General features: G+C 72.9%; 17 protein-coding genes and 1 pseudogene. 8 read left to right on the top strand and 10 right to left on the bottom strand.

All coding sequences use genetic code 11. The annotated features are described in order from the left end of the window. A complete protein-coding gene (locus ACHZ99_RS08825; RefSeq protein WP_420303841.1) occupies window positions 1-903 on the bottom strand; it encodes a carbohydrate ABC transporter permease in 903 nt (300 codons plus the stop codon). Then, the gene (locus ACHZ99_RS08820; RefSeq protein ID WP_420303840.1) at window positions 900-2,222 is read right to left on the bottom strand and encodes an extracellular solute-binding protein; all 1,323 of its coding nucleotides are present in this window, start codon (window positions 2,220-2,222) and stop codon (window positions 900-902) included. Before ACHZ99_RS08820 ends, ACHZ99_RS08825 begins: the two co-directional genes overlap by 4 nt. 248 nt (window positions 2,223-2,470) lie before the next feature. Here ACHZ99_RS08820 and ACHZ99_RS08815 point away from each other — a divergent pair, with 248 nt between their 5' ends. Continuing rightward, the gene (locus ACHZ99_RS08815) at window positions 2,471-4,906 is read left to right on the top strand and encodes a glycoside hydrolase family 3 N-terminal domain-containing protein (protein ID WP_420303839.1); all 2,436 of its coding nucleotides are present in this window, start codon (window positions 2,471-2,473) and stop codon (window positions 4,904-4,906) included. Next, a complete protein-coding gene (locus tag ACHZ99_RS08810; protein ID WP_420303838.1) occupies window positions 4,890-5,918 on the top strand; it encodes a LacI family DNA-binding transcriptional regulator in 1,029 nt (342 codons plus the stop codon). The genes ACHZ99_RS08815 and ACHZ99_RS08810 overlap by 17 nt, the downstream gene beginning before the upstream one ends. 105 nt (window positions 5,919-6,023) lie before the next feature. Here ACHZ99_RS08810 and ACHZ99_RS08805 read toward each other — a convergent pair whose 3' ends face one another. Further along, entirely contained in the window at window positions 6,024-7,442 is a 1,419-nt protein-coding gene (locus ACHZ99_RS08805) for a non-reducing end alpha-L-arabinofuranosidase family hydrolase (protein ID WP_420303837.1), read from the bottom strand. A 424-nt stretch (window positions 7,443-7,866) separates the two neighbouring features. On the opposite strand from ACHZ99_RS08805, the pseudogene ACHZ99_RS08800 reads away from it, so the two are divergent. Continuing rightward, a pseudogene (locus ACHZ99_RS08800) lies at window positions 7,867-8,857 on the top strand (glycoside hydrolase family 11 protein). An 81-nt stretch (window positions 8,858-8,938) separates the two neighbouring features. On the opposite strand, the gene ACHZ99_RS08795 reads toward ACHZ99_RS08800, so the two are convergent. The 7 genes from ACHZ99_RS08795 to ACHZ99_RS08765 form a co-directional block, all read right to left on the bottom strand. Further along, entirely contained in the window at window positions 8,939-10,447 is a 1,509-nt protein-coding gene (locus ACHZ99_RS08795) for an alpha/beta hydrolase (RefSeq protein ID WP_420303836.1), read from the bottom strand. 252 nt (window positions 10,448-10,699) lie between these two features. Beyond that, window positions 10,700-13,099: a polysaccharide lyase family 7 protein gene (locus ACHZ99_RS08790; protein ID WP_420303835.1), complete on the bottom strand. Its 2,400-nt coding sequence runs from the start codon at window positions 13,097-13,099 to the stop codon at window positions 10,700-10,702. A 236-nt stretch (window positions 13,100-13,335) separates the two neighbouring features. Next, entirely contained in the window at window positions 13,336-14,226 is an 891-nt protein-coding gene (locus ACHZ99_RS08785) for an N-acetylmuramoyl-L-alanine amidase (RefSeq protein WP_420303834.1), read from the bottom strand. Window positions 14,227-14,373: 147 nt separating this feature from the next. Next, on the bottom strand, window positions 14,374-15,231 hold the full coding sequence (locus tag ACHZ99_RS08780) for a carbohydrate ABC transporter permease (protein WP_420303833.1): 858 nt from the start codon (window positions 15,229-15,231) through the stop codon (window positions 14,374-14,376). After that, window positions 15,228-16,181, bottom strand: a complete 954-nt coding sequence (locus ACHZ99_RS08775) for a carbohydrate ABC transporter permease (RefSeq protein ID WP_420303832.1) — start codon at window positions 16,179-16,181, stop codon at window positions 15,228-15,230. The genes ACHZ99_RS08780 and ACHZ99_RS08775 overlap by 4 nt, the downstream gene beginning before the upstream one ends. Continuing rightward, window positions 16,178-17,521, bottom strand: a complete 1,344-nt coding sequence (locus ACHZ99_RS08770; RefSeq protein WP_420303831.1) for an extracellular solute-binding protein — start codon at window positions 17,519-17,521, stop codon at window positions 16,178-16,180. Before ACHZ99_RS08770 ends, ACHZ99_RS08775 begins: the two co-directional genes overlap by 4 nt. Window positions 17,522-17,543: 22 nt before the next feature. Beyond that, the gene (locus ACHZ99_RS08765; RefSeq protein ID WP_420303830.1) at window positions 17,544-19,073 is read right to left on the bottom strand and encodes an alpha-N-arabinofuranosidase; all 1,530 of its coding nucleotides are present in this window, start codon (window positions 19,071-19,073) and stop codon (window positions 17,544-17,546) included. Between the two features lie 450 nt (window positions 19,074-19,523). Between ACHZ99_RS08765 and ACHZ99_RS08760 the strand changes: the two genes are divergently transcribed. From ACHZ99_RS08760 to ACHZ99_RS08740, 5 genes are read left to right on the top strand one after another with little or no spacing between them, the layout of a single operon-like run. Further along, entirely contained in the window at window positions 19,524-21,023 is a 1,500-nt protein-coding gene (locus ACHZ99_RS08760) for a sugar transferase (RefSeq protein WP_420304024.1), read from the top strand. Further along, complete coding sequence (locus ACHZ99_RS08755) at window positions 21,023-22,348, top strand: nucleotide sugar dehydrogenase (RefSeq protein ID WP_420303829.1); 1,326 nt, start codon at window positions 21,023-21,025, stop codon at window positions 22,346-22,348. The genes ACHZ99_RS08760 and ACHZ99_RS08755 overlap by 1 nt, the downstream gene beginning before the upstream one ends. Then, entirely contained in the window at window positions 22,338-23,597 is a 1,260-nt protein-coding gene (locus ACHZ99_RS08750) for a glycosyltransferase family 4 protein (protein ID WP_420303828.1), read from the top strand. The genes ACHZ99_RS08755 and ACHZ99_RS08750 overlap by 11 nt, the downstream gene beginning before the upstream one ends. Beyond that, window positions 23,594-24,997, top strand: coding sequence for a polysaccharide biosynthesis protein (locus ACHZ99_RS08745; RefSeq protein ID WP_420303827.1), 1,404 nt, complete (start codon window positions 23,594-23,596; stop codon window positions 24,995-24,997). Before ACHZ99_RS08750 ends, ACHZ99_RS08745 begins: the two co-directional genes overlap by 4 nt. Next, on the top strand, window positions 24,994-26,556 hold the full coding sequence (locus ACHZ99_RS08740) for a Wzz/FepE/Etk N-terminal domain-containing protein (protein WP_420303826.1): 1,563 nt from the start codon (window positions 24,994-24,996) through the stop codon (window positions 26,554-26,556). Before ACHZ99_RS08745 ends, ACHZ99_RS08740 begins: the two co-directional genes overlap by 4 nt. The last annotated feature ends 2 nt before the right edge of the window (window positions 26,557-26,558 follow it).

Raw genomic sequence — 26,558 nt, 5'->3', positions numbered from 1 at the left:
TCAGGCCCCCTCAAGCTGGCTCTCGCCGGCGTCCCGGCCGCCGAGCCGGCGCAGCAGCAGGGCGATGGCGAGGCCCATCAGGACGAGGACGACGGCGATGGCGCTGGCCGGTCCCATCAGGTTGGCCTGGAAGCCCCGTTTGTACATGTCCAGCGCGAGGACCCGGGTGGCGTCTCCCGGGCCGCCCTCGGACAGGACGAAGATGAGGTCGAAGAAGGTGAGCGACCCGATCACCATCAGCGTCGACGAGGTGATGATGGTGTACTTCAGCTGCGGCAGCGTGACGCTGAAGAACTGGCGGATCCTCCCGGCGCCGTCCAGCTGCGCGGCCTCGTACAGGGAGGCGGGGATCTGCTGGACGCCTCCCTGGTAGATCAGCGAGTGGAACGGGATGAACTGCCAGGAGACGATGAAGATGACGACGCCGAACGCCAGCCAGGGGCGCCCCAGCCAGTCCTTGCTGAGCCACTCGGCGCCCAGCCCGGCGCCCAGCCCGAAGTTGGGGTCCAGCAGCGCCTTGTACGCGACCGCGATCGCCGCGGAGCTGAGCAGGAGCGGGACGAAGTAGACCAGGCTCAGCACCGCGCGGTAGCGCTGGCGGCCGGCCAGGAACGTGCCGAGCAGGATGCTCGCCGGTGTCTGGACCGCCCAGGACACGGCCATTACCAGGAACGTCACCCACAGGGCGTGCGGCAGCCCTGGGTCGGTGAGCACCGCACGCCAGCTGGTCAGCCCGGACGGGTGGATGTCGCCGATCCCGTCCCATGTCGTGAAGCTCAGCAGGAGTACGCCGACGAGCGGGACGACGGCGAAGCCGACGAAGAACAGCAGCGCGGGCACGGCCAGCCACGGCAGGATGCCGCGCCGGTCCCGGCGATCCGTGGAGCCGGTGAGGGAGCTCACTTGCCGATGACCTCGTTGAGGTTGTCGGTGAACTCCTGCGGCGAGACGGACAGCTGGAACAGCCTGGCGATGTTGTCCAGCAGCGTCTCGGCGGCCGTCGGGCTGAGCGCCTGGTCCCAGGACTGGCCGAACGTCTTGGCGTTGCTGGCGACGTCGTAGACGAACTCAAGGAACTCGGCGTTCTCGGACTCGGCCAGCAGCTTCTCCGAGCCCTTCACGATCGGCACCCCACCGGTGGCGATCCACTCCTCCACCTCCTGGTCCGTGAGGACGCCGTTGGCGAAGAAGTCCTTGGCGATCTTCTTCTGCTCGGAGCTCGCCTTCGAGGAGATCGACAGGTACTGGGCGGGGTTGCCGACGGTGTTGCCCGGATCGCCCTTGCCGCCCTCGACGGGCGGGAAGTTCATGAAGCCGAGGCCGCCGCTGGAGACGAAGTCCCCGCCCTCGGCCTGCTGGAGCCCGTAGGACCAGGAGCCGTGCAGCATCATCGCGGCCTTGCCGGTGTAGAGGAGCGCCTGGTCGGCGTTGGAGTCCGCGGTGATCGAGGAGAAGCCCTTGATGAAGCCGTCAGCCTTGATGAGGTCCTGCACCTTGGTCAGCGCGTCGATGGCCGCCGGGTGGGACCAGGCGTTCTTCTCGCCGTCGAAGACGGCCTGGAACACCTCGGGCCCGCCGATGCGGTCGAACAGGAACTCCAGCCACATCATGTTCGTCCACCGGGACTGCCCGCCGAGGGAGAACGGTGCGATGCCCTCCTCGTTGAACCTGGGCACCAGGTCCATGATGTCGCCCCAGGACTGCGGCGGCTCCACGCCGACATCGTCGAAGAGCTTCTTGTTGTAGAACAGGACGATCGGCTCGACGTTCTCGAACGGCATCGCGTAGATCCTGCCGTCGACCGTCGCCGCGCCGAACGAGGACGGAAAGAGCCGGTCCTTGACCTCGGGGTGCTCCTCGAACCACGGGGTGAGGTCGTCGACCTGGTCGGCCTCCACGTAGCTGCGCAGCGTGCCGCCGCCCCACCCCCAGATGACGGTGGGCGCCTTCCCGGCCCCGATGGCGGTCTTGATCTTCGTTTTGTACGCGTCGTTCTCGAAGGTGGTGACCTCGATCCGCCCCTTGGAGCTGGACTCGTTGAATCGCTCGACCGCGCCGGTCCTGACGCCTTCCTGGGGCTGGCCGCTCAGGTGCCAGTACGTGGCCGTGGCGCCGTCGCCCCCGCCGCCGGGGCCGGACGAGCCGCAGGCGGCGAGTGCCGCGGAGGCCGGTATACCGGCCGCCAGGGCGAGGAGGGTACGACGAGACAGGTGGTTCTCCATGTGTGATCTCCGCACTTGAGGGCCGTCAGCTTCCGGCGGGCCATGGATGAAAAGTTTTCGAAACTCTGTCTTCGCTGAATCTCGTGGGTGCAAGTTAGGTATCGGGCGCAGAGCTGTCAAGGGAGGGGTCAGACCGTTGTAGTACAACCGTTGTATGCGTAACCTCGGGCAGAGATCAGCCCTTGGGGGAGCCTGCCAGGGATCGAAACTGTTTCGAGAGGTGCGTGTTGAGCACAGAGGAGGCTGCGATGCCCACGGCTGAGTCACGACCGGTGCCCGGCCGGGGCACGCCGCGCTGGCGGGACCCGGCGCTGCCCGTGCCGGACCGGGTCGACGCCCTCCTGGCCGAGATGACGGTGGCGGAGAAGGTCGCGCAGCTCGGCAGCCGGTGGCCCGGCAACGGCAACGCGCGCGTGGCGGAGGACGGCGGCGAGCGGCCCGGGGGAGCGCGCGTGGCGCCGATCCAGGAGGTGTTCGAGTCGGGGGACGTCCCCCTGGCCGAGGCCGCCCGGGACGGCCTCGGCCACCTCACCCGGGTGTACGGCAGCCGCCCGGTGACCGCGGTCGAGGGGGCCGCCGAGCTCGTCGAGTTGCAGCACACGGTCCTGCGGGGTTCCCGGCTCGGCATCCCCGCACTGGTCCACGAGGAGTGCCTCACCGGGTTCACCACCTACGGCGCCACGGTCTATCCCGGGGCCCTCGCCTGGGCGGCGACGTTCGACCCCGAGCTGGTGCGGCGCCTGGGCGCCGCGATCGGCCGGGACATGCGCGCGGTCGGCGTGCACCAGGGTCTCGCCCCGGTCCTCGACGTGGTCCGCGACTACCGGTGGGGCCGCGTCGAGGAGACCCTGGGGGAGGACCCGTACCTGGTCTCGATGCTCGGCACCGCCTACGTCTCCGGCCTGGAGGGCGCCGGCGTCGTCGCCACCCTGAAGCACTTCGCCGGGTACTCCGCGTCCCGCGCCGCCCGCAACCACGGGCCGGCGTCCCTGGGCCGCCGGGAGCTGACGGACGTCGTGCTGCCGCCGTTCGAGACCGCGATCGCGGTGGGCGGCGCCCGTTCCGTGATGAACGCGTACTCCGAGGTGGACGGCGTCCCGGCGGGCATCGACTCCTGGCTGCTGACCGATCTGCTGCGCGGCGACTGGGGGTTCACCGGCACGGTGGTCTCCGACTACGGGGCGGTCGCCTTCCTCGCCGGTATGCACGGGGTGGCCGCGGACACCGAGGAGGCGGGCGTACTGGCCCTCGGCGCGGGCATCGACGTGGAGCTGCCCGACACCCTCGGCTTCGGCCGGCACCTGGTGGACCGGGTCGAGCGGGGCGAGCTGCCCGAGTCCCTGGTGGACCGGGCGGTGCGCCGGCTGCTCACCCAGAAGATCGAGCTCGGGCTGCTCGATCCCGCCTGGACGCCCGAGGGTTCGGTCGCCGCGGCCGCCGAGGCCGATCTGGACTCGCCGGAGAACCGGGCCCTGGCCCGGGAGCTGGCCGAACGGTCCGTCGTCCTGCTCGACGAGGGCAGCGCGCTGCCGCTTCTCGGCCCCGGCCGTACGGCGCCGGACCGGCTCGCCGTGGTCGGGCCGTGCGCCGCCGACCCGCGCACCCTCATGGGCTGCTACGCCTTCCCCAACCACGTCCTGCCCCGCCACCCCGGCCTGGGCCTGGGCGTGTCGGCACCGACCGTCCTCGACGCCCTGCGCGCCGAACTCCCGGACACCGCCGTCGTCCACGAGCAGGGGTGCGACGTGTCCGGCGGCGACCGCGCCGGCCTCGCCGCCGCGGCGGCCGCGGCCCGCGGGGCGGACCTGTGCGTGGCCGTCGTGGGCGACCGCGCGGGCATGTTCGGCAACGGCACGTCCGGCGAGGGCTGCGACGCGGAGGACCTGCGGCTCCCGGGGGTGCAGGCCGACCTGCTCGCGGAGCTGTTCGCCACCGGGACGCCCGTGGTCGTGGTGGTGGTCTCCGGCCGCCCGTACGCCCTGGGCGAGGTGCATCCCCGCGCCGCCGGTCTGGTCCAGGCGTTCCTGCCCGGCCAGGAGGGCGCGGCGGCGATCGCCGGGGTGCTGTCCGGCCGGGTCCAGCCCACCGGCAGGCTGCCGGTGCAGATTCCGCGCCGCCCGGGCGGTCAGCCCGGCACGTATCTCCAGCCGCCGCTCGGCGGGAACAGCCACGGCATCAGCAGCATCGACCCGGTGCCGCTCTTCCCCTTCGGATACGGCAGGTCGTACTCCTCGTTCGAGGTCGACGACACCCGGGCGAGCGCGGCCGAGATACCCACCGACGGCGAGTTCGCCGTGTCGGTGCGGGTGCGCAACACCGGCGCCCGGGCCGGGCACGAGGTCGTGCAGCTGTATCTGCGCGACCCCGTCGCCCAGGTGACCCGGCCGGTCCGCCAGCTGGCCGGTTTCGCCCCGGTCCGGCTGGAGCCGGGCGAGAGCGCGCGGGTCCGGTTCCACGTGCATGCCGACCGGACCGCGTTCACCGGCCGGGACCTGCGGCGGATCGTCGAAGCGGGGGAGGTCGAGGCGCTCGTCGGCACCTCCGCCGCGGATCTCCCCTGCCGGGTTGCCGTAAGGTTGACCGGCCCCACCCGCGCCGTCGGCCACGACCGGCGGCTCACCACGCCGGTGGACGTGCGGCCGGACGGACAGCAGGGGGAGGAAGCCGATGCCGACGGACGCTAGACGCACCACGCTGGCGACCATCGCGCGCGCGGCGGGGGTCTCGGTCGCCACCGTGTCCAAAGTGGTCAACGACCGCACCGACGTGGCGCCGCAGACCCGCGCCCGGGTCCTCGAACTGCTGCACCGGCACGACTACTTCGCCCCCGTCTTCCGCCACACCGAGGTGCCGCAGAGCGCGACCATCGAGGTGCAGTTCGCGGGCAGCCTCAGGCCGTACGTGGCCGAGGCGGTCGAGGGCATCGCCGACGCGGCGGCCGAGCTGGGCGCCTCGGTGGTGATCGGCAAGTCCTCCCACGCCACGCACTGGGCCCGGGACCTGGTCACCGCCGGGCGCCGCGCCCTCATCGGGGTCACCAGCGTCTACACCGCCACGCATCTCAATGCCCTGGCCCGGGCCGGCCTGCCCGCGGTCGTGCTCGACCCGCTGCACCTGCCGCACCACCGGATCAACAGCGTCGGGGCGACCAACTTCACCGGCGGCCTGGCCGCGACCCAGCACCTGCTCTCCCTGGGCCACCGCCGCGTCGCCCATCTCGGCGGCCCGGCCGAGGCCGCGTGCAACCAGGCCCGCGCACACGGCTACCGCGCCGCCATGGAGGCGGCGGGAGCACCCGTACACCCCGCCTACGTCCGGCCCGGCGAGTTCACGTACGCCGCCGGCCTGGCCGGCGCCGCGGCGCTGCTGGACCTCGAAGAGCCGCCGACGGCGATATTCGCGGGGAACGACGAGATCGCCCTCGGCATCATCGAAACGGCCCGCACCCGCGGGCTGCGCGTCCCCGAGGACCTGAGCGTGGTCGGCTTCGACGACACCCTCCTGGCCCGGATGGCCTCGCCGCCGCTGACGACCGTGCGCCAGCCGCTGCGGGAGATGGGCCGGGTCGCCCTGCGCACCGCGCTCCGGCTGGCGAACGGCGAGAAGGTGGAGTCGCACCACATCGAACTCGCCACGGAGCTGGTGACCCGCGAGTCGACGGCACCGCCCGGCCCGGGAGCCGTCCCCGCCCGGTGAACCGGGCGGGAACCCGGGCCACCGGGCCGGACGGCGGAACCCCGGCCGCCGTGCGGCCGGGGTTCCGTGGAGCGGTGCCGGCGTCCGCTCCGTGGGCGGGGCGGGTCAGCGCCGCAGGGTGAGGACGCCGGGCCGCCAGGGCAGCTGGTCGTACGGGCCTCCGGAGCCGGGGGCCATCCCCTGGTAGAGGAACTGCAGGTTGCAGGGGTCGATGGTCATGGTCTGGTCGGGGTTGGTGCGGACCAGGTCGCCGTGGCTGATGTCGTTTGTCCAGGTGGCGCCGCTGTTGGCCTTGCCCGCGAAGGGGTTGCTCTCGCTCGTGGCCTGCGGGGTCCAGGAGCCGTTGAGGCTGGAGGACGTGAACGAGCGGAAGTAGCGCCCGTTCGCGCCTATCGCCTCCACGATCATGAGGTACTGGTTCCGGTCCTTGACCTTGTAGACCTGGACGCCTTCGAACAGGTTGTTCGTCGAGTCACTCATGATCGTCGTGTACGACGAGCCGAAGTTGCCCGGGAAGTTTCCGATCGGCATGCTCGCCCGGTAGATCCTGCCGTTGTCGCCGGCGAAGAACAGGTACATGTTCTGGTCGTCGGCGATCAGGGTCTGGTCGATCGGGCCGGTGCCGGAGTCGGAGATGCTCCCGGTGAACAGCGGCTGCGGCGAGGACCAGCCGTTGGGGTTGGTGGGGTCGCTCGACGTGCGGTAGATGAAGGGCCACGAACCCCACTGGTACGCCAGCACCCAGACGTTCTTGGGCGCGAAGTAGAACAGCGTGGGTGCCACCGCGGCCTGGTTCATCTCGTTCTGGCCGGCCGATCCCATGTCCGACCAGTTGGTGAAGGGGCTGAACACCATCGAGCCGTACGACGACCCCTCCACCCTGGTCCCGTAGACCAGGTGCCGGCCGTTGTGCACCACGTTGGTGAAGTCCTTCAGCGAGACCCACCCGTGCGCCGGCTGCGCCAGCGCCCCCGTCGACGACCACCGGTAGGTCGACGGAAGCGCGCACTCGCCGCCCGGTGTCCCGGACAGGCCGGCCCACTCCTGGTTGCTGCCGCCGTTGCACGTCCACAGCACGACCGCCGTGCCGTTGGCCGTGTCGGCGCCCTCGACGTCCAGGCACAGCCCGGACTCCAGGCCGACGATCGTGCCGTCGGCGTTCACCTGCCACTGCTGGTTCGCGCCGCCGCTGCACGACCAGATCTGCACCCGGGTGCCGGCGGTGGTCGCATGGTCGGGAACGTCCAGGCACTTGTCCCCGTACACGGTCAGCCGGCCGTCGTCCGTGTACGTCCACTGCTGGTTGGCCCCGCCGTGGCAGTCCCAGATCTGCAGGTACGCGCCGTCCTCCTGACTGGCGCCCGACACGTCGAGACACCGGTCGGATGCGGCGCTGCGCAAGGCGCCGGTGCTCGCCGCCTGGGCCGGGCCGGCGACGAGCGCGGGCGCCAGCCCGATCAGGACCGCGACCGCGGTGGCGAACACCACGAGCGGATGTCTGCGGCTGGAACTTCGTCTGGGCATGGGGGCTCCTCGTCCTTCTCATCCTCGAAGGGGTTCCGGTGACGCGGTGCCGTTCTATTCGACATATCGAACACGGGTCGATAGGTCGAGCAAGAAGGATGATAGGGAACCGTTGACCGACGTCAACCCCGACTTTCGCGAAAGTTTCGAAGCATCTGATCTTGTCGTTTCCCGCTCAACGCGGGGCCGGAGGGCCCGGGGTGGCAGGGTCTTCCGGCCGTTGTGGCAAGTGAGCGGCCTGTGCTGTCGGTTGGGGGCGGTTCGAAATTTGCGCTGACAGTTCAGAAAGTGTTGACAGCGAGGCGAGGGCTGGGAAACTGTCATGGCATCGACAGGCGTGACGGTGACCACTCCATCCCGCCGACGCGTTCGTCCTGTCACCTCACGCTGCCTGCCCCTCTCCAGCCTTTGTCGAGGAGGAAGCATGGACACGCACCACGACCCCGCCCGCTCGCTCGGCCGAAGACGATTCGTCGTCGGCGGCGCCGGCGCACTGGCCGCGGCGGCGGCGTCGCCGCTGCTGCTGCCGGGCACGGCGCACGCCCAGACCGTCACCACCAACCAGACCGGCACGCACAACGGGTACTACTACTCGTTCTGGACCGACGCGCAGGGCACGGTCTCCATGACCATGGGATCCGGAGGCCAGTACAGCACCTCGTGGGGCAACACCGGCAACTTCGTCTGCGGCAAGGGCTGGAGCAACGGCAGCCGCCGCAACGTGAACTACTCCGGCAGCTTCAGCCCGTCCGGCAACGGCTACCTCTGCCTCTACGGCTGGACCTCGAACCCGCTCGTCGAGTACTACATCGTCGAGAACTACGGCAGCTACCGGCCCACCGGCGAGAACCGCGGCTCGGTCACCAGCGACGGCACCACGTACGACATCTACCGGACGATGCGCTACGACAAGCCGTCCGTGGAAGGCACCGCGACCTTCCCCGCAGTACTGGAGCGTCAACCGCGGCAGGCGCTCCGGCGGCACCATCAACACCGGCACCCACTTCGACGCCTGGGCCCGCAACGGAATGAACTTGGGCGACTTCCGCTACTACATGATCATGGCCACCGAGGGCTACCAGAGCAGCGGCAGCTCGAACATCACGGTGGACGGCACCGGCGGCGGCGATCCCGGCGATCCGGGCGACCCCGGCGGCTGCACCTCGACCCTGTCCGCCGGGGAGAGGTGGGGCGACCGGTACAACCTGAACGTCGCGACGTCCGGCTCCAGCAACTGGACCGTCACGATGAACGTCCCGTCGCCCGCGAAGATCATCGCGACCTGGAACATCAGCGCCAGCTACCCCGACAGCCAGACGCTCGTCGCCAGGCCCAACGGCAACGGCAACAACTGGGGCGTGACCATCCAGGCCAACGGCAACTGGAACTGGCCCACGGTCTCCTGCAGCGGCTGACCCCGCGCCCCTGACCCGGAAAGCGTCCGCGGCGCGGGCCCACCACCCCCGCGCCGCGGTCTCCCGCCGGGCCTCCCGGGCTCAGCCCGGGCAGAAGGTGTCGGCGGCGGGGCGCCGGCCCGTCGTGAGGAAGGCGGTGACGGCGCGGTCGCCGCAGGCGTTGCCGTTGGCCAGGTAGGAGCCGTGACCGCCGCTGTCGACCGTGACCAGGCGGGCCCGGTCCCCGAGGGCCGCGCGCATCCGCAGGGCGCCGGCGTAGGGGGTGGCCGGGTCGCGGAGGTTCTGCACCATGAGGACGTTGGACGGGCCCTCGTCGGTGATCCGTACGGGCTTGTCGGCGGGCGCGGTCCGCCAGAAGGAGCACGGCGTGATGTTCACGGGCATCCCGGCGGTCAGCGGGTGCCCGGCGCGGTCGGCGGCCACCGCGCGCCGGTGCGCGGGCACGGACGCGGGCCAGCGCACGTCGTTGCACAGGACCGCGTGGGCCACGGCCGCGTCGGAGTCGGGCAGCGTCGCGGTCAGCTCCGGCGGCAGCACGGGCGTGGCGCCCGGGTCCCGGGCCTGCTGGACGAGCCGCGCCAGCGCGGGGAACGCGGCGTCGGCGTACAGGGCGCTGTGCATCGCCTGGCGCAGCCGGTTGCCGGTCAGCGGGACACCGTCGGTGGTCGTCCGCCGCGGGGCGCGGTCCAGCTCCGCCGCCAGGTCGAGGAAGAGCGGACGGACGTCCGCCGCCCGCTCCGCCAGCCGCAGTCCCTCGTCCGCGCGGGCGGGGTCCGCCGCCCAGCCGGCGAAGTCGGGGAAGCGGTCTTCCGCGCCCCGGGCGATGTTCGCCAGCCAGCCCCGCCCGACCCGCTTCGGGTCGGGGTCGCCGCTGCCGTCCAGCACCAGGCGGTCGGTGCGCCCCGGGTGCCGCTGCGCGTAGCCCGCCGCCACGTAGCTTCCGTACGAGGTCGCGTACGCCGAGAGCCGCTCCGCACCCAGCGCCCGCCGGAGCCGCTCGATGTCGCGCACCTGGTTGGCGGTGGAGAAGCTGCGCAGCACCGCGCCGCCGTTGCGGGCACACGCCTCGGCGGTGCGCCGGGCGCGGGCGACGTTCTCGCCGATCCGGCCGCCGGCGCCCGGCCACGGCCGCAGCGCCATCAGGGTCCGGTCCGCCGGGTCGAGGCCGCACGTCGCCGTGGTGCTGCCGCCCACGCCGCGCGGGTCGAGGCCGACGAGGTCGTACGTGCCGCCCAGCTCCGCGCGCAGCGCCTCCCCGCGCCGTGTCAGGCGCTCCACGCCGGAGGCGCCGGGACCGCCGGGGATCACCAGCAGCGTCCCGCGCCGCTCCGCCGGGGCCTCGCTGCGCAGCCGGGACAGCGCGAGGGTGAGGTGCGGGCCTTCGGGGTCGCGGTAGTCCAGCGGCACGGGCAGCTCGGCGCACTCCTGCCCGGCGGGGCCGCCGGGCTGGGGACACGGGCGCCAGGACAGGACGGGCGCCGCCGCCACGGGGCCGGGGCCCGGGCCACCGGCGGGCCGGGCGAGTGCCTGGGGGGCGGCGACGGCGGAAACGCAGAGGCCGAGGACGACGGCTTGGCGCAGACGGGACACGAATCTCTCCTCCTGCCGGGGCGGCGGCCGCGGGTGCGCGGCCCGACGTGTCGATGCTGCTCGCCGCGGCGGGCCCCGGGACAGCGGCGACCGGTGGAACCCGGCGTCCACCGCCCGGTGGACCCCGCGACGGCGGGCCGCCGGCGCACCCGGCCGGGGCGCCGCTCCCGCGCGGCGGGACACGGCCGAGGGGCGGCCTCCGCGAGACCGCCCCCCGACGGGCCGTCGGCCCGCTGCCTGCCGCGCCCCCGGTCAGGGAGGTCCGTCGCCCGGGGTGACCGTCATGCCGATCGAGCCGTAGCCCTCGCCGACCCGGTTGTCGCCGTAGAACTCGACGCCGGTGGAGGCCGAGGTGACCTCCATGACCCGGGTCGAGGAGCCCACGAAGTCGTTGCGGGTGATCGACACGTCGTCCGGGCCGTCCAGCTTGATGGACTGGTTCCAGCTGTCGCCCATCTCGTTGTCCGCGACGATCCAGTTCCTCATGCCGTCGGTGTTGCCGCCGGAGTTGCCGCCGCGGCCGTAGTCCTCGGCCATGAGCCACTGGTGGATGCTGGGGATGCTGTCCTCGCGGTCCGGGTTCGCCGGGCCGACGGCCTTGTTGCCGCGGATCTGGACGTCGTCGCTCGCGACGGGGTGCGAGTCGGAGACCCAGGTCTGGATGAAGTCGGTGTGGCTGTCGCCCGGGTCGCCGGTCACGAAGTTGACGGCGGTGTTGTAGAGGATCTTGTGCCGGTCGCCGAAGAAGGTGATGGCGTTGAGGTCGCCGGGGCCCTCGACGCCCTTGATGTCGTTGTTCTGGATGGTCACGTCGGTGTTGTTGTCCGAGTAGATGCCGTACTGCTGCTCGGCGTCCACGTAGCAGTTCTGGATGACCACGTGGTCGGCTTCGATCCGTACGCCGCCGCGGATGGTGTTGCCCCGGCAGTCGTAGACCTCGGGGTCGGCCGCGGTGCCGCCGGACTCTATCTCGTACCTGGAGTCCTGGTCCGGGACGAGGATCGCGCCGGGCGGGGTCGCCACGCCGCCGACGCCGAGGGACTGTCCGGGCGGCGGCGGGTCGTCGCCGGGGGCGGAGACGGCCGCCTCCGTGATGCTCGTCCACCCGGCCGAGTCGGGGGAGTCGTTGCCGTGTCCGACGATCTGCACGTAGCGGGCGGGCGTGTCGGCGAAGTCGTACGTCTCCAGGCCGCGGGTGGTGCCGCTGCTGGTGGCCCGGGACAGGACGGTCGTCCACGTCGAGCCGTCCTCGGAGAGCCGGACGTCGAACGTCGCTCTCCGGCTGTCGCCGTCGTGCCAGGCCAGCGCCACCGAGCCGACGGTGGTGACCTCGCCGAGGCCGTAGCGGATCCACACGCCGTCGCCTTCGGCGGACCAGCGGGTGTTCAGGTCGCCGTCGAGGGTGTTGGCGGCGACATTGCCGTCGTCGGTGCTGGCCACGACGTCCGTGACCGGCACCGAAGTCCCCGGAGAGGCGCCGTCGTCGTGGGTGACGTTCAGTCCGTAGATTTCGACCTGGCCGTAGTTGTCGTCGCTGCAGGGGGAGGAGTTGCCGCAGTTGGCCTGGGTGTAGGCGCCGGCTTTGAAGTAGGCGCCGGAGAATTCTTCGGAGAGCGTGGTCTGGAGTTCGCCGTTGTAGTAGGTCTTGATCTCGTCGTTGCTGACGACGAATTTCGCCTGGAATCTGGTGCCGAGTTCGTAGTTGTCGTCGACCAGGTGGTGGTTGCTGTCGTCGGGGCTGGTGACGTAGAGCTTTTCGCCTTCGAGGCGGAAGACGGAGACGTCGTCGTCGGAGTCGTGGATCTGTCCGGCGACGACTTCCGGTTTGTCCTGGGGGAGGTCGGTGATGGCCTGGTCGATGACCATGGTGTGGGTGCCGGAGGTCGAGTTCCAGCTTGCTTTGGTCTGGCCGGAGTCGGTCATCTCGCGCAGTTCCGAGCGGGGGTAGCTGGAGCCGCTGGTGGTGACGCCGTTGACGGCGGAGCGGAACCGGACGGCGTCGCAGTTCTCGGTGGTGGTGAACCAGGGGTCGATGGAGAAGGTGTCGAGTTCGGGCTGCTCGACGTTGGTGGGTGATTCCTCGTCGCCGATGGGCAGTCCGATGTACCAGTTCGTCAGGTCCAGTACGTCGGCGGGGTAGGTGCAGGAGCCGCCGTTGCCGTCGGCGCCGTAGACCGCCGTCTCGGTGATGCTGGTCCAGTCGTTGGTGGTGTTGCCGTGGCCGACGACGCGCAGGTAGCGGGCGGTGACGTCGGCGAAGTCGTAGTTCTCGGGCTGGAGGGTGGTGCCGCTGGTCCTCTTCTCCGTCAGGACGGGTGTCCAGGACGATCCGTCGTCGGACACCTCGACGTCGAAGGTGCTGGTTCTGGTGTTTCCCTGGTGCCAGGCCAGGGAGGTGGAGCCGATGGTCTGGGCTGTGCCGAGGTCGTAGCGGATCCAGACGCCGTCGCCTTCGGCGGACCAGCGGGTGCTCAGGTCGCCGTCGAGGGTGTTGGCGGCGACGTTGCCGTCGTCGGTGCTGGCCACGACGTCCGTGACCGGCAGGCGGTTGCCGGGGTCGGCCGATGCGGATGCGGATGCGAGCGGGTGGTACACGGCCGAGATGCCGAGGGCTAACAAGCCGGCCAGCAGCGCGCGGTAGAGTCGTCTCACAGGGCCTCACTGTGGTTGAAGCACCAGGTCAGCCGCGGTGCGCGACCCGATGCCGAACGGTTGCGGTTGCGGTGCCCGCGGCCGGCTCCGCCGGGCTCCGGCAGGCTCCGGCAGGTCGGTCACGCTCTCACGGGCGTGCGGGGACCGGTCCCCGACACCGTGTCGGTGTCCCGGGGACCCTTGTGCGGGATGCCGGACGTGGTGCGGGGACCCGGCTGCCGGGCCGGTCACCGGGGTCAGCCGGCCGCTGCGCGTCCGGTCCCGGCCGGTCGGCCCTCCGCCCCGTGCTTCCCCGGCTTCAGGTCTCCTCCGCCGCCTCCTTTGACCAGCACCCTCGCCTTGTTCTGCAGGCGGGCCGCCTCCTTGCGGACGAGGGGGAGCAGGCGCACGAGCGCCTCTCCGGGGCAGTTCGTCTCGTACGCCCCGATGTGCCCGAGGACGCTCGGCACGGTGACGGAGGTGCCCTTCGGGAACCGGCTGCTGCTGTTCGTGGAGACCAGCCGGGCACGGGCGCCGGGGGCGGCCCCGGTGAGCCCGAGCTTCCACGCGACCAGCCTGGCCACGGACTCCCGCAGCGCCTTCGGCACGCGCACGCCCTCCGTGTACGTGCCGATCGCGGCGATTCCGGCCGTGCCCCGGTTGAGGCCGATGGTGTGCGCCCCGACCACGGCACGGTCCACGCCACCGAGCCGGCCCTCGAAGATCGTGCCGCACTTGTCGACCAGGAAGTTGTAGCCGATGTCCCCCCAGTCCTTGCCGACCGCGTGCGTCGCGTAGATCTCGCGCACGAGATGGGGGCTGTCGGAGCAGTCGTAGTCGTTGGCGTGGCCGGTGTGGTGGATGACCACCGCGTGTACGCCGTCCGCGTAGCGCGGCTTCTGGTCGAGGAGGCGCGGATCGGCGCCCCACTGGTCACGGAGAGTGATCGCGGGGCGGAGCGTGTCGACCGGGGAGAACGGACTGGCGGTGGCCTCCGGCTCCCGTACGGCCCGCTCCGGGCCGGCGCCGAAGGGCGGGGCCCCGGCGAGGGCCAGCACGGTGAAGGCGGCCGCAACCGTGCCGCCGACGCCGGCGGCGGCCCGGCACAGCGGCCGGCGGCACGTGTCGTAACCTCGCGGGCCTCTCATATCCGTCCAGCCTGCGGGTTCCGGGGCCGCCGCGCCGGTTGGACTGCTCTGGACGGAGGCACCCGCGGCGGACAGCCGCCCGGGGGCGGGGTGCGGCCCGTACGGAGCGGGCCCGCGGGGGCGGTACGGACCGATCGCCCGCCTGGGTCACTGGCCGGCCAGCCCGGTGTGGGCGATGCCGCGCACGATCTGCCGCTGGAAGATCGCGAAGACCACCAGCAGCGGCAGCCCGCCCATGACGACGGACGCCATCATCTGCGCGTAGCGCACGCCGTAGGACGACTGGACGTTCACCAGCCCGACGGGCAGGGTCATGCCGTTCGGGTCGGTCGTCACCAGGAACGGCCAGAGGAAGTTGTTCCAGGTCGAGATGAAGGTGAAGATCGCGACGGCGGCGAGCACCGGCCGTGACAGCGGCAGCACGATCGTGAAGAAGACCCGCCAGCGGCCCGCCCCGTCGACGAACGCCGCCTCCTCCAGCTCGCGCGGCACCCCCTCGAAGAACTTCACCAGGATGAACACCATCGCGGGCACCGCCACCTGGGGCAGGATCACGCCCCAGTACGTGTCCACCAGCCCCAGCTGGACCATCTCCGCGAACAGCGGCGCGATCAGCACCTGCGGCGGCACCATGATCCCGGCCAGCACGAGCGCGTAGAGGGCCTTGCGGCCGCGGAACTCGGTGCGCGCGAAGCCGTAGGCGGCCATCGCGCAGAGCGCCACGGTCAGCAGGGTGGTCATGGTGGCGATGTAGGCGGTGTTGAACAGCCAGCGGCCGACGTCGCCGGTCTCCCACACCGCCTCGTAGGCGTCGAACGTGATCGTCGAGCCGATCCAGTCCAGCCCGGTCCGCGTCGTCTCGGCGTCCGGCTTCAGCGAGATCGACAGCGCCCAGGCGAGCGGCAGCACCCACACCACGACGAGCGCCAGCGCGACGGCGACCAGGGCGACGCGCCCACGGGTCCAACGGGGCCTGCGGCCCGAGGCTGCGGCCGGTGCACTCATGACGACTCCTCGGCGTTACGGCGGGCCAGCCGCAGGTGGACCAGCGCGACCAGCACGATCAGAGCGAAGAAGATGTACGAGACGGCGGAGGCGTAGCCGATCCGGTAGCCGGTGAAGCCCGACTGGTAGACGTACTGCAGGATCGGCCGGGTGGAGTCGTCGGGGCCGCCCCCGGTCATGATGTAGATCTGGTCGAAGACCTTCAGCGAGGCGAGGATCTGGAGCACCAGGACCACGCCCGTGGTGCGCCGCAGCAGCGGCAGCGTGATGTGCCGCAGCCGGTGCCAGGGGCCGGCGCCGTCCAGCTCCGCGGCCTCGTACAGGTGCTGCGGGATGGACTGGAGCGCGGCGAGGTAGAGCAGGAAGTTGAAGCCGACCGTCCACCACACCGTGGTCAGGACGATCGACAGCATCGCGTACCGCTCGTCCGTGAGCCACCCGATGTCCGGGTGCAGCCCGAACTGGGCGAGGAGCTGGTCGGCGAAGCCGAAGTCGGACGGGTAGATCACCCAGAGGAAGAGCAGCCCGACGACGCCGGACGGCAGCACGAAGGGCGCGAACCAGCTGAGCCGCCACAGCCACTGCACGAAGCGCAGATTGTGCGCCAGCAGGGCGAAGACGAGGCCCATGACGACGAGCGGAATCGTGGACAGGACCGTGAACCACACGGTGTTCCACAGCGAGGACCAGACGTTCTCGTCGCGGAACGCCTCGGTGTAGTTGTCGAACCCGACGTACTCGCCGCCGGAGCCGGTGATGTTGTCGCTGCGCAGGCTGAGGTGGACGCCGAAGACCAGCGGCCAGAGCAGGAACATCCCGTAGACGAGGAGGAAGGGGGCGATGAAGACCAGCCCGTGCTCGGTCCACTTGCGGCGGACGCCGGCGGGCCGCGCCGAGGGCACCGCCGCCGGCTCCGGCGCCGCCGGAACGGCGACGCTGGTGGCGGTCATACGGCGCCTCCTATCGGGTCGGGGGTGTCCAGCAGCTTCCGCAGCCGCGACTTCGCCTCGCGCAGCGCGCCCTGCGGGCTGCGGGAGCCGGTGAAGACGCTGGAGAAGACCGCCCCCAGCTCGATCTGCAGCAGCGAGGCGGAGCCGGCGAACCAGACGGCCGGGTCGAGCACGACGTCGTCGATGACGGACCGGTACGCGGACTGCGGCCGCAGCTCCAGATAGGCCGGGTCCTCAAGCGTGGGCAGGTAGGCCGGCACGTGGCCGCCCTTGGCCCAGTCCACGGAGTGCTCCAGCATCCAGGCGACGAAGGCGTACCCGGCCTCGTTCGCCGCACCGGACCGCGTGCCCTGGTGCGGCAGCACGAAGGAGTGGCTGTCCGCGTAGACGGTGGGCCGGCCGAAGAGCGCGGGCACCCGGGTCATGGAGAACGGCAGCTTGTTGGTCGTGTACGTGGTCACCTCCCACTCGCCGTTGAGGGAGAAGGCGGTTTCGCCGGCGCCGAAGATGCCGACGGAGCCGGGGTAGTCGGCGCGCCGCACCATCAGGCCCTCGTCGGTGAGCATCGCCATGAACTCCAGGACCTCCATGGCCTTGGCGTCGTCGATGGTGATCCGCGTGCCGTCCTCCGACAGCACGGTGCCGCCGGTCTGCGAGTAGAAGGTGTTGAAGAGCCGCCAGGGGGTGACGGTGTCGGTGCCGAGGGTCTCGGCGACCAGCGGCGGTGCGCCGGTGACCTCTTTGGCGGTGCGCAGCGCCTCGACGAACGCGCGGACCCCCCGGATGGGCTTCAGGCCGCCGTCGTCGGTGAGCAGCCCGGCCTCCTCGCAGATCTCGGTGTGGTAGTAGAGCACGATCGGGTGGGTGTCGAGCGGGATCGCGTACTGCTCGCCGTCCACCTGCCCGCGCCGCCAGATCTCCGGCGGGAAGCGGTCGGGGGTGATGCCGTGCGCCTCCAGCCGGCCCGGGTCGAAGGGGTCGAGCAGCTTGCCGGGGCCGAACCCGGCGAGCCGGGTGAGGTGCAGCACGCCCACGTCGGGCGCGCGGCCGCCGGCGCCGGCCATGCCCAGCTTCGTGTAGTACGGAGGGCCCCAGTCGAGCTGGGTGGCCTGCATGTCGATGTCCGGGTGCTCGGCGTCGAAGGCGTCGACCATGGCGGTCATGTTCGCGCCGTCGCCGCCGCCGAAGAGGTGCCAGTAGCGCAGCGGGGTCTTGCCTTCGGCGGTGAACGAGGGCGCGGCGCAGCCGGCCGCGGCCAGGCCGGGCACGGCGCCGGCCGCCAGCGCACCGGCCCCGGCGGTCAGCAGCCGCCGCCGGCTGAGGGGTGGTTCGCGGTTCATGCCGCCTCCCTGGTGCGTGCGTTCAGCTCAAGCGGATGACGTTCCACGACAGGGGCTCCAGGACGGCGCTGAGCGTCCCGTCGCGCAGCGTCGTGCCGGGCACGGGGTGCGGGGCGACCCGGTCCGGGTCCGCGAGGGTGTTGCGCGCCTCCGGGTCGGCGTCGGCCAGGGCGCTGTGCTCCACCACCTCGGAGACCGCGAGACCGTGCAGCGCCACCTCCAGCGGCAGTGGCCGCCGCTGGTCGCGGTTGACGGCGAAGACGGTGACCGCGCCCGACTCCGGGTCGCGGACGGCCGTCGCGTACAGCAGCGGCACCTCGCCGTACTTCCCGGTCTCGTGCGTGGGGGACTCGGCGGCGACGTGCAGCACCTGCCCGCCGCGGGCGTACCGCGCGGCCTGCGCGAAGGGGTGGAAGGTGGTCTGCCGCCAGGCCGGGCCGCCGGGTTCGGTCATGATCGGCGCGATGACGTTGACCAGCTGGGCGAGGCAGGCGACGCCGACCCGGTCGGCGTGCCGCAGCAGCGCGATGAGCAGGGAGCCGAAGACGACGGCGTCGACGACGCTGTAGTTGTCTTCGAGGAGGCGCGGTGCCTCGGGCCAGTCGAGGGGGTCCGCCTCGGTCCGCTCGTGGTGCCTGGACTGGTACCAGACGTTCCACTCGTCGAAGGAGAGGCCGATGCGCTTGGCCGACTTCAGCCGGGCGCCCACGTGGTCGCAGGTCGCCACGACGCTCTCGATGAAGGACTCCATGTCGGCGGCGGAGGCGAGGAAGGAGTCGCGGTCGCCGTCCAGCTCCTCGTAGTAGGCGTGCAGGGAGACGTAGTCGACCAGGTCGTAGGTCTCGGCCAGCACCGTCGCCTCCCACGCGGCGAAGGTCGGCATGCCCCGGTTCGAGCTGCCGCAGGCGACCAGCTCCAGCCCCGGGTCGAACTGGCGCATGGCGCGGGCGGTCTCGGCGGCCAGCCGGCCGTACTCGGCGGCCGTCTTGTGGCCGGTCTGCCAGGGTCCGTCCAGCTCGTTGCCCAGGCACCACAGCCGGATGCCGTACGGGGCCTTGTCGCCGTGGGCGACGCGCCGGTCCGACAGCTCGCTGCCGGCCGGGTGGTTGGCGTACTCCAGCAGTTCGAGCGCCTCGGCGACGCCCCGGGTGCCGAGGTTGAGGGCCATCATGGGCTCGGCCTGCGGCCCGAGCCGGCGCAGGAAGGCGACGTACTCGGCGAGGCCGAAGCGGTTCGGCTCCGTGGACCGCCAGGCCGGGTCGAGCCGCCGCGGCCGGCGCTCCACCGGGCCCACGGAGTCCTCCCACCGGTAGCCGGAGACGAAGTTGCCGCCGGGATAGCGGATCGTCGTCACCCCCAGCTCGCGGATGAGCCCGAGCACGTCGCTGCGCAGCCCGGCCTCGTCGGCGGCCGGGTGGCCGGGCTCGTAGACGCCGGTGTAGACGCAGCGGCCGAGGTGCTCGACGAACGAGCCGAACATCCGCGGACTCACGTCGGCGACGACGAAGGCGGAGTCGAGCGTGAGGCGGGCCGTGGACACGGCACGGGTCATTGCGCACCTTCCGGCGTTCGAAATTTCGGATATCGATCGCAACTTCGAACGTGACCGTAGGATCGAACCGGCGCGGCGTCAACGACTCGCGCAAACCGCGCAGGGTCGGCTACGAACTCGTAAGGGCGCCCGCGTAGATCCTGCGTAGATATTTCATACAACCTCTCCGCATACGGGTCTCGATGCTCTAGATTGACGATGCGTCACTTGTTTGATCGCGAAGCTGCCGATATCGATCCACGGCCACGCGTCGCGGTCGGACCGTGGGGCCCGAGTGGGGCCGCGGGTGCGGGGAGCACCCGGGGTTTCGGCGGGTCCCGTTGTTCAAGTAGCACTGAAATACCGGGATGTGTCCCTCGTGGGGAGCGAGGGCCTCCCGAGGGGAGCACCATCGCGGGAGGCGGGCGCCTCCCCGGGGGGGTATCAGTGTTGAACGAACACGTCGAACCCGTGGGCGGTCTGGGAGGATCCGGTCGGCGGGTCGGCCTCGTGAGCCCGATCGCGTCGGCGCGCGGGCGTCCGGCGAACGGAGCGGGCGGCGGCTGCGCGGCCGGCTGGGAGCGGCGGTACCGCCGGGCCGTGATCGTCGGCGATACGGTGGCCACCGCCCTGGTGGTGGCCGCGATCGGCGGCCTGTTCGGGGTCCGGGACGCGGCCGACTGGCACGAGAAGTGGGTGGTCCTCGCCGTCGGGACCGAGCTGCTGGTGCTGGGCGCGCTGGCGGTGGGCCGGGCGTGGGCGCCGGCCGTGCTCGGGCAGGGCGGCGAGGAGTTCCGCCGGCTCGGGCGCGCGCTGTCCGCGGCGGTCGTCGTGCTGGCGCTCGGCGGCATCGCCCTCACCTCGCGCAACATCAAGCTCTGGATCTTCGTGGCGATCCCGGCGATCGCGCTCACCACCGTGACCGGGCGGTACCTGCTGCGCCGGTGGCTGTACCGGCAGCGCCGCCGGGGACGCTGCCTGCGGCTGGTGCTCGCCGCCGGGAGCCCGGAAACCGTGCGCGGCCTGATCGCGCGGGCCCGCACGTGCCCGCGGACGGGCTGGCGGGTGGCGGCGGTCTGCACGCCGGGCGGCCCCGGCAGCGACGGCGACCTGCTGGACGGGGTGCCGGTCGTCGGCAGCCTCGGCGACGTCGCCGGGCACGTCCGCCGCGGCGGCTACCGGGTCGTCGCGGTCACCCCGGACCCGTACTGGTCGCCGGACCGGCTGCGGCGGCTGGCCTGGGACCTCGAAGGCGGCGACGCCGAGCTGGTCGTGGCCCCCGTGCTGATGGAGGTCGCCGGTCCGCGGCTGCGGGTCGACGCGGTGCTCGGGACCCCGCTGCTGCGGGTCAGCATGCCGGCCTTCACCGGGGGCCGCCGGGTGGTCAAGGAGGTCGTCGACCGGCTGGGCGCGGCGGTCCTGCTGGTGCTGTTCGCGCCGCTGATGGTGCTCGTCGCGCTGCTCGTGCTGGCGGACAGCCGGGGCGGGGCGCTGTACCGCCAGCGCCGGGTCGGCAAGGACGGCCGGGAGTTCACCCTCCTGAAGTTCCGCACCATGGTCGCCGGGGCCGACGGCTCCCGTGCCGGGCTGTCCGGCCGCAACGAGGGCGCCGGCCTGCTGTTCAAGCTCCGCCGGGATCCGCGGGTGACCCGGGTGGGAGCCGCGCTGCGCCGGTACTCGGTCGACGAACTCCCGCAGCTCCTCAACGTGCTCACCGGCTCCATGTCGCTCGTCGGCCCGCGGCCCGGACTGCCGGAGGAGTCCGCCGCGTACGGACCGGACCTCCGGCGGCGGCTCCTGGTCAAACCCGGGCTCACCGGCCTGTGGCAGATCAGCGGCCGCAGCGACCTGCCGTGGGAGGACGCGGTCCGCCTCGACCTGCGGTACGTGGAGGACTGGTCGCTCGCGCTGGACACGGTGATCTTGTGGAAGACACCGCGTGCGGTGCTCCAGGGACAGGGGGCGTACTGATGAGGATCAGCGTCTTCGGGCTCGGCTACGTGGGCTGCGTCTCGGCCGCGTCGCTGGCCGGCCGCGGCCACGAGGTCATCGGGGTGGACGTGAACCCGGCGAAGGTCGACCTGGTCACCGAGGGCAGGGCCCCGGTGGTCGAGGAGCGGCTCGGCGAGCTGGTCGCCGAGACGGTACGGACCGGGGCGCTGCGCGCCACCGGCGACGTCCGCGAGGCGGTTGCGGCCAGCGACGTCTCGCTGGTCTGCGTGGGCACCCCGTCCGCGCCCAACGGCAGCCTGTGCACCACGTACCTGGAACGGGTCACCGAGCAGATCGGCGCCGCGCTCGCCGAACGGGCCGGGCGGGGCCGCCGGCACACCGTCGTGTTCCGCAGCACCATGCTCCCGGGCACCTGCCTGAACCTGCTGGTGCCCCTCCTGGAGAAGTACACCGGCGGCACCGCCGGGGTGGACTTCGGGGTCGCGGTCAACCCGGAGTTCCTGCGCGAGGGCACGAGCGTGCGGGACTTCCTCGACCCGCCCAAGACCGTCATCGGCCAGCTCGACCCGGCCAGCGGCGACGTGGTGGCGGAGCTGTACGACGGCCTGCCCGGCCCGGTGTTCCGGGTGCAGGTGCCGACGGCCGAGGCGATCAAGTACGCGGACAACGCCTTCCACGGCCTCAAGATCGGCTTCGCGAACGAGCTGGGCGCGGTGTGCCAGGCGCTCGGCGTGGACTCGCATCAGGTGATGGAGGTGTTCCTCGCCGACCGCAAGCTGAACATCAGCCCCGCCTACCTGCGTCCCGGCTTCGCCTTCGGCGGCTCCTGCCTGCCCAAGGACCTGCGCAGCCTGGTCCACGCCGCGCAGCGGGCCGACGTCTCGGTGCCCATCCTCGCCCACGTGCTGCCCTCCAACTCCGACCATCTGCAACGCGCGGTGGAGCTGGTCGAACGCACCGGCAAGCGCCGGGCCGGCCTGCTCGGGCTGTCCTTCAAACCCGGCACCGACGACCTCCGCGAGAGCCCGCTCGTCGAGCTGGCCGAGCGGCTCTTCGGCAAGGGCTACGACCTGCGGATCTACGACGCCAACGTGAACCTCTCCCGGCTGCTCGGCGCCAACCGCGCGTACGTCGAGACCCGGCTGCCGCACCTCGCGCAGCTCCTCGCGGACTCCGTCCACGAGGTGCTCGACCACGCCGAGGTGTGCCTGGTCGGGACCCGGGACCCGGCCGTGCTGGCGGCGCTGCCGCGGCGCGGCGGGCCCGTGCTCATCGACCTCGTCCGCCTCCCCGACGCCGAGGCGCGCCGGGCCGAGCCGGAGTACGTGGGCCTTGCCTGGTGACGCGGCCGGCGCCGGCCGGGGCCGCCGCGCGCTGGTCCTGGTGGAGAACCTGTCGGTGCCCTTCGACCGGCGGGTGTGGCAGGAGTGCACGACGCTGCGCGACGCGGGCTGGGAGGTGCACGTCATCTGCCCCCGGGGAAGCGGGCGGGACACGGAGGCGGAGGCCGAGGTCGACGGGGTACGGATCCACCGCTACCCGCTGCGCGCGGCCACCGGGGGACCGGCCGGCTACCTGCGGGAGTACACGGCGGCGCTGTGGCACACGGCCCGGCTGGCCCGGAAGGTCGGCCCGGTCGCCGTGGTCCACGCCTGCAACCCGCCCGACCTGCTGTTCCTGCCGGCGCTCTGGCTCAAGCGGCGCGGCGCCCGGTTCGTCTTCGACCAGCACGACCTGGTGCCCGAGCTGTACCTCTCCCGGTTCGGCCGCGGCCGGGACCGGCTTTACCGCGCCGTGTGCGCGCTGGAGCGGCGGACCTACCGGGCCGCGGACGTCGTGCTCGCCACCAACGAGAGCTACCGGGAGGTCGCGCTGCGCCGCGGCGGCCTCGGGCCGGAGGACGTCTTCGTGGTGCGCAGCGCCCCCGACACCGCGCGGTTCCGGCCGGTGCCGCCCGAGCCGGAGCTCAAGCGCGGCAAGCCCCATCTGCTGTGCTACCTCGGCGTCATGGGCCCGCAGGACGGCGTCGACTACGCCCTGCGCGCCCTCGCGAAGCTCCGCGACGAGCAGGGGCGGACCGACTGGCACGCGGTGTTCGTCGGCGCCGGCGACACCTTCGAGGCGATGGTGGCGCTGGCCCGGCGGCTCGGGCTGGCGGAGCAGGTGCAGTTCACCGGGCGGGTGCCGGACGCCGACCTGGTGCGCTACCTGTCCACCGCGGACGTGTGCCTGTCCCCCGACCCGCACAGCCCGCTCAACGACGTGTCGACCATGAACAAGGTCCTGGAGTACATGGTGATGGGCCGGCCGATCGTCTCCTTCGACCTGAAGGAGGCGCGGGTCTCCGCCGGTGCCGCCGCCGCCTACGCGCCCGCCGACGACGTGTCCGAGTTCGCCAGGCTCATCGCGGTGCTGCTGGACGACCCGCGGCGGCGGGCCCGGATGGGCGAGACCGGCCGGGAGCGGATCGGCGGGCCGCTCGCCTGGCGGCACTCCCAGCGGTCGCTGCTCGCCGCCTACGCCGCCGCCTGCGGCGACCGGGCGCCGGCGGCGGCCGGCCCGGCCCCCGACGGGAGGGAACGGCACCGTTGAGCGAGGACACCATTCGGCTCGCCGTGATCGGGCGGATCTTCCGCCGGCGCTGGCGGCTGCTCGCCGTCGTCGCCGCCGCGGGCGCGCTCGCCGGCTTCGGCGTCTCCCTGCTGTTCCCGCCCCGGTACGCGACCTCGGCGGCCGTCCTGCTCCAGGGGGAGTGGGAGGAGCGCGAGCTGCGGACCCAGGCGGAGATCGCGACCAGCTCGGTGGTGCTCGACCGCGCGGCCGACGCGCTCGGGTGGCCGGGAACCGGCGGCGCCGGGCTGCGGGACCAGGTGAGCGCCGGGACCGCGGACGGGAACATCATCGAGATCTCCGCCACGGCCGGCTCCCCGCGGCGCGCGCAGCAGCTCGCCGACCGGGTGGCCGGGCAGTTCGTCGGGTACGCCGCCCGGATCGCCCGCGCGGGCGGCGGCGGCCCGGCGGCGGAGCGGCCCGAGGAGCTGCGGGAGCTGGTGGTACGGACCAGCCGCCGCATCAGCGAGCTGGCCGGGGCGACGGACCCGGGGCGGACCGTGGAGAGCGTCCAGGCCCGGACCGAGCTGGCGCAGCTGCGCACCTCCCTGGAGGAGGCCATGGCCAAGCTGGAGCAGGCCGACTCGCAGACCGACAAGGGCACGATGGTGGTGATGGGCCCGGCGGCCCGGCCGGGCGGCGAGGCGCCGCCGACGAGGGTGCAGCTCGTCGGCGCCGGGGCGCTGCTGTTCTTCCTCGCCGCCGTCGTCGGCCACCTCGCCGCCGCGCGCGCCAGCCGCCGGACGCGCACCGCACCCGAGATCGGCGCGGCGCTCGGCGCGGCGCCGCTGGGCACCGTCGACGTGCCCGCCGGACTGGCCGCGCGGCGGCGGCCGGACGGCCGGGGCGCGCGGGCCCGCACCCGCCGGCTGCTGGGCACCGACACCCGGTGGGACACGCCGCCCCCGCAGACCTCCGGCGACGAGAGCAGCAGGCGGATCCGCTACCGGCGGGTGTGCGCCCGCCTGCGGGACCGGCTGCCGCCGGGCCGGGGGCTGCTGGTCGTCGTGCCGGACGGCGACGAGATCGGCCGCGGGGCCGCCGAACGCCTCATCGCCGAGTACGAGGCCGCGGAAGGACCCGGCGCCGGTCCGGGCCGGGGGCACCCCGCGCCGCGCCTGGTGGAGGTCTCGGCGGCCCGGCCGACGGTGCCGGACCGCGAGGCCGAGTCCGGTGCCCTCGTCGTGCTCAGCGCCGGCAACTGCACCGCGGCGGAGCTCACCGGCATCGCCGAGGCGTGCGCGGACGCGGCGCACGAGGTGGTCGGCTTCGTCGTCGCCGGCGCGGTCCGGGCCCGTACGGCGCGCCCGGCCGGCCGCCCCGCGGAGCCGGCGGCGCCGGAGGCCGCGGTGGGCTACGGCACGGGGGGAGGTCCGTGGTGACGACGGGGACGGCCGGGACGACGGGGCCGACGGGGACGGCGCCGGAACCGGCGGCGCCCGCCCCGCTGCTGGACCTGCACGCGCTGGTGGTGGCGGTGCGCCGGCGCCGCCGCCTGTGGTGCGCCACGGCGCTGCTGGGACTGCTCGCCGGCGCCGCGGTGACGGTCCTGCTGCCCCGGCCGCCGACCGCGGCGACGACGGTGCTGGTCGCCCACAAGCAGGACCAGCCGACCGACCCCGGCACGCTCATCCGCACCGACGTCGCGCTGCTGAAGACCACCCGGATCGCCGGCGCGGCCCTCACGGCCCTCGGCTCACCGGAGCGCCCCGAGGACTTCATGCGGGACTACCGGGGGGCAGGCGTGACCAACAACCTGCTGCGGATCGAGGCGACGGGCGACAGCGACGCGCAGGCGGTGGCCCGCGCCGCGGCGCTCGCCGACGCGTTCGTCGCCGACCACGTGCGGCGGCTGCGGGAAGCCGCGGACGCCGAGGCCGAGAAGCTCCTCGACGAGCGCGACAAGATGCGGTCCGAACTCGACGAGGTCAACGAGGCGATCGGCGACGAACCCGCGGGGAGCGACCCGGAGGCGTCGGCGAACCTGGAGTCGCTCTTCGCCCGCCGGGCCGAACTCACCTCGCGGATCGACGACTTCGACCAGCGCGCCGCCGAGGCGCGCATCGGCACACCGCAGCTCGTCGCCGGTACGCAGATCGTGGACGCCGCCCGCGTGGTGGAGCACTCCCCGCTCCGGTCGGCCGCCGTCAACGCCGGCATCGGGCTCGTCCTCGGGCTCGTGGTGGGCCTCGCCGCGGCCGCGGTCGGCTCGGTGGTGGCGGACCGCCCCGTGCTGCGCCGGGACGTCGCCGCGCACCTCGGCGCCTCCGTCGTCGCGGAGCTGCCCCGCACCCGCCGCCGGCCGGCCGGCCGGTGGGAGCGCCGGCGTACCCGTACGGCGCGGGCCCGGGCCGCCACCACGGTGGCCCGGACCGTGCGCGGCTCGGCGGAGCCGGTGTCGCTGCTGGAGCTGGGCTGCGCCCGCAGCACGGCGGCCCTCGCCCGGGACGTCGCCCGGGCACTCGCCGCGGAGGGGCCGGTGGTCATCGTCGACGGGCTGCCCGGCCGCCGGCTCGCCGGCGGCCGTCACCGGCCCGGGGACCCGTCCGTGGCCGGCGGCGGCCGGCCCGGCACGGAGCCGGCCCAGCCGCCGGGGCAGCGCCGGCTCGGCGTCGGCTCGGTCGCCCCGGGCACGGCGTGGACCGACCTGCGCTATCTCGGCGGCCGGAGCGTCCTCGTCGTACGGGCCGGACACGGCAGCGCCGCGTGGCTGCACACCGTCGCGAGACAGCTCGCGGACCTGCACATCCCGGTGCTCGGCGTGGTGCTCATCGACCCCGATCCCGGGGACCGCACCGACGGCACGCTGTGGGACGGGCCGTACACCGCGCTGCGCGGCCCGTACCCGCGAGCGGCCCACCCCAACGGCACCGGCACGTCCCGGCCTGCGGAGTGGGCGGTACCGGCCGCGCCCCGCCCCGACAGCGGAAAGGACGGGTGAGC

This window comes from Streptomyces sp. MAR4 CNX-425 (genome assembly GCF_048656465.1).
Classification (GTDB): Bacteria; Actinomycetota; Actinomycetes; order Streptomycetales; family Streptomycetaceae; genus Streptomyces.
The sequence above is the reverse complement of the archived record's forward strand: the minus strand, read 5'-3'. Positions and strand labels throughout refer to the sequence as shown.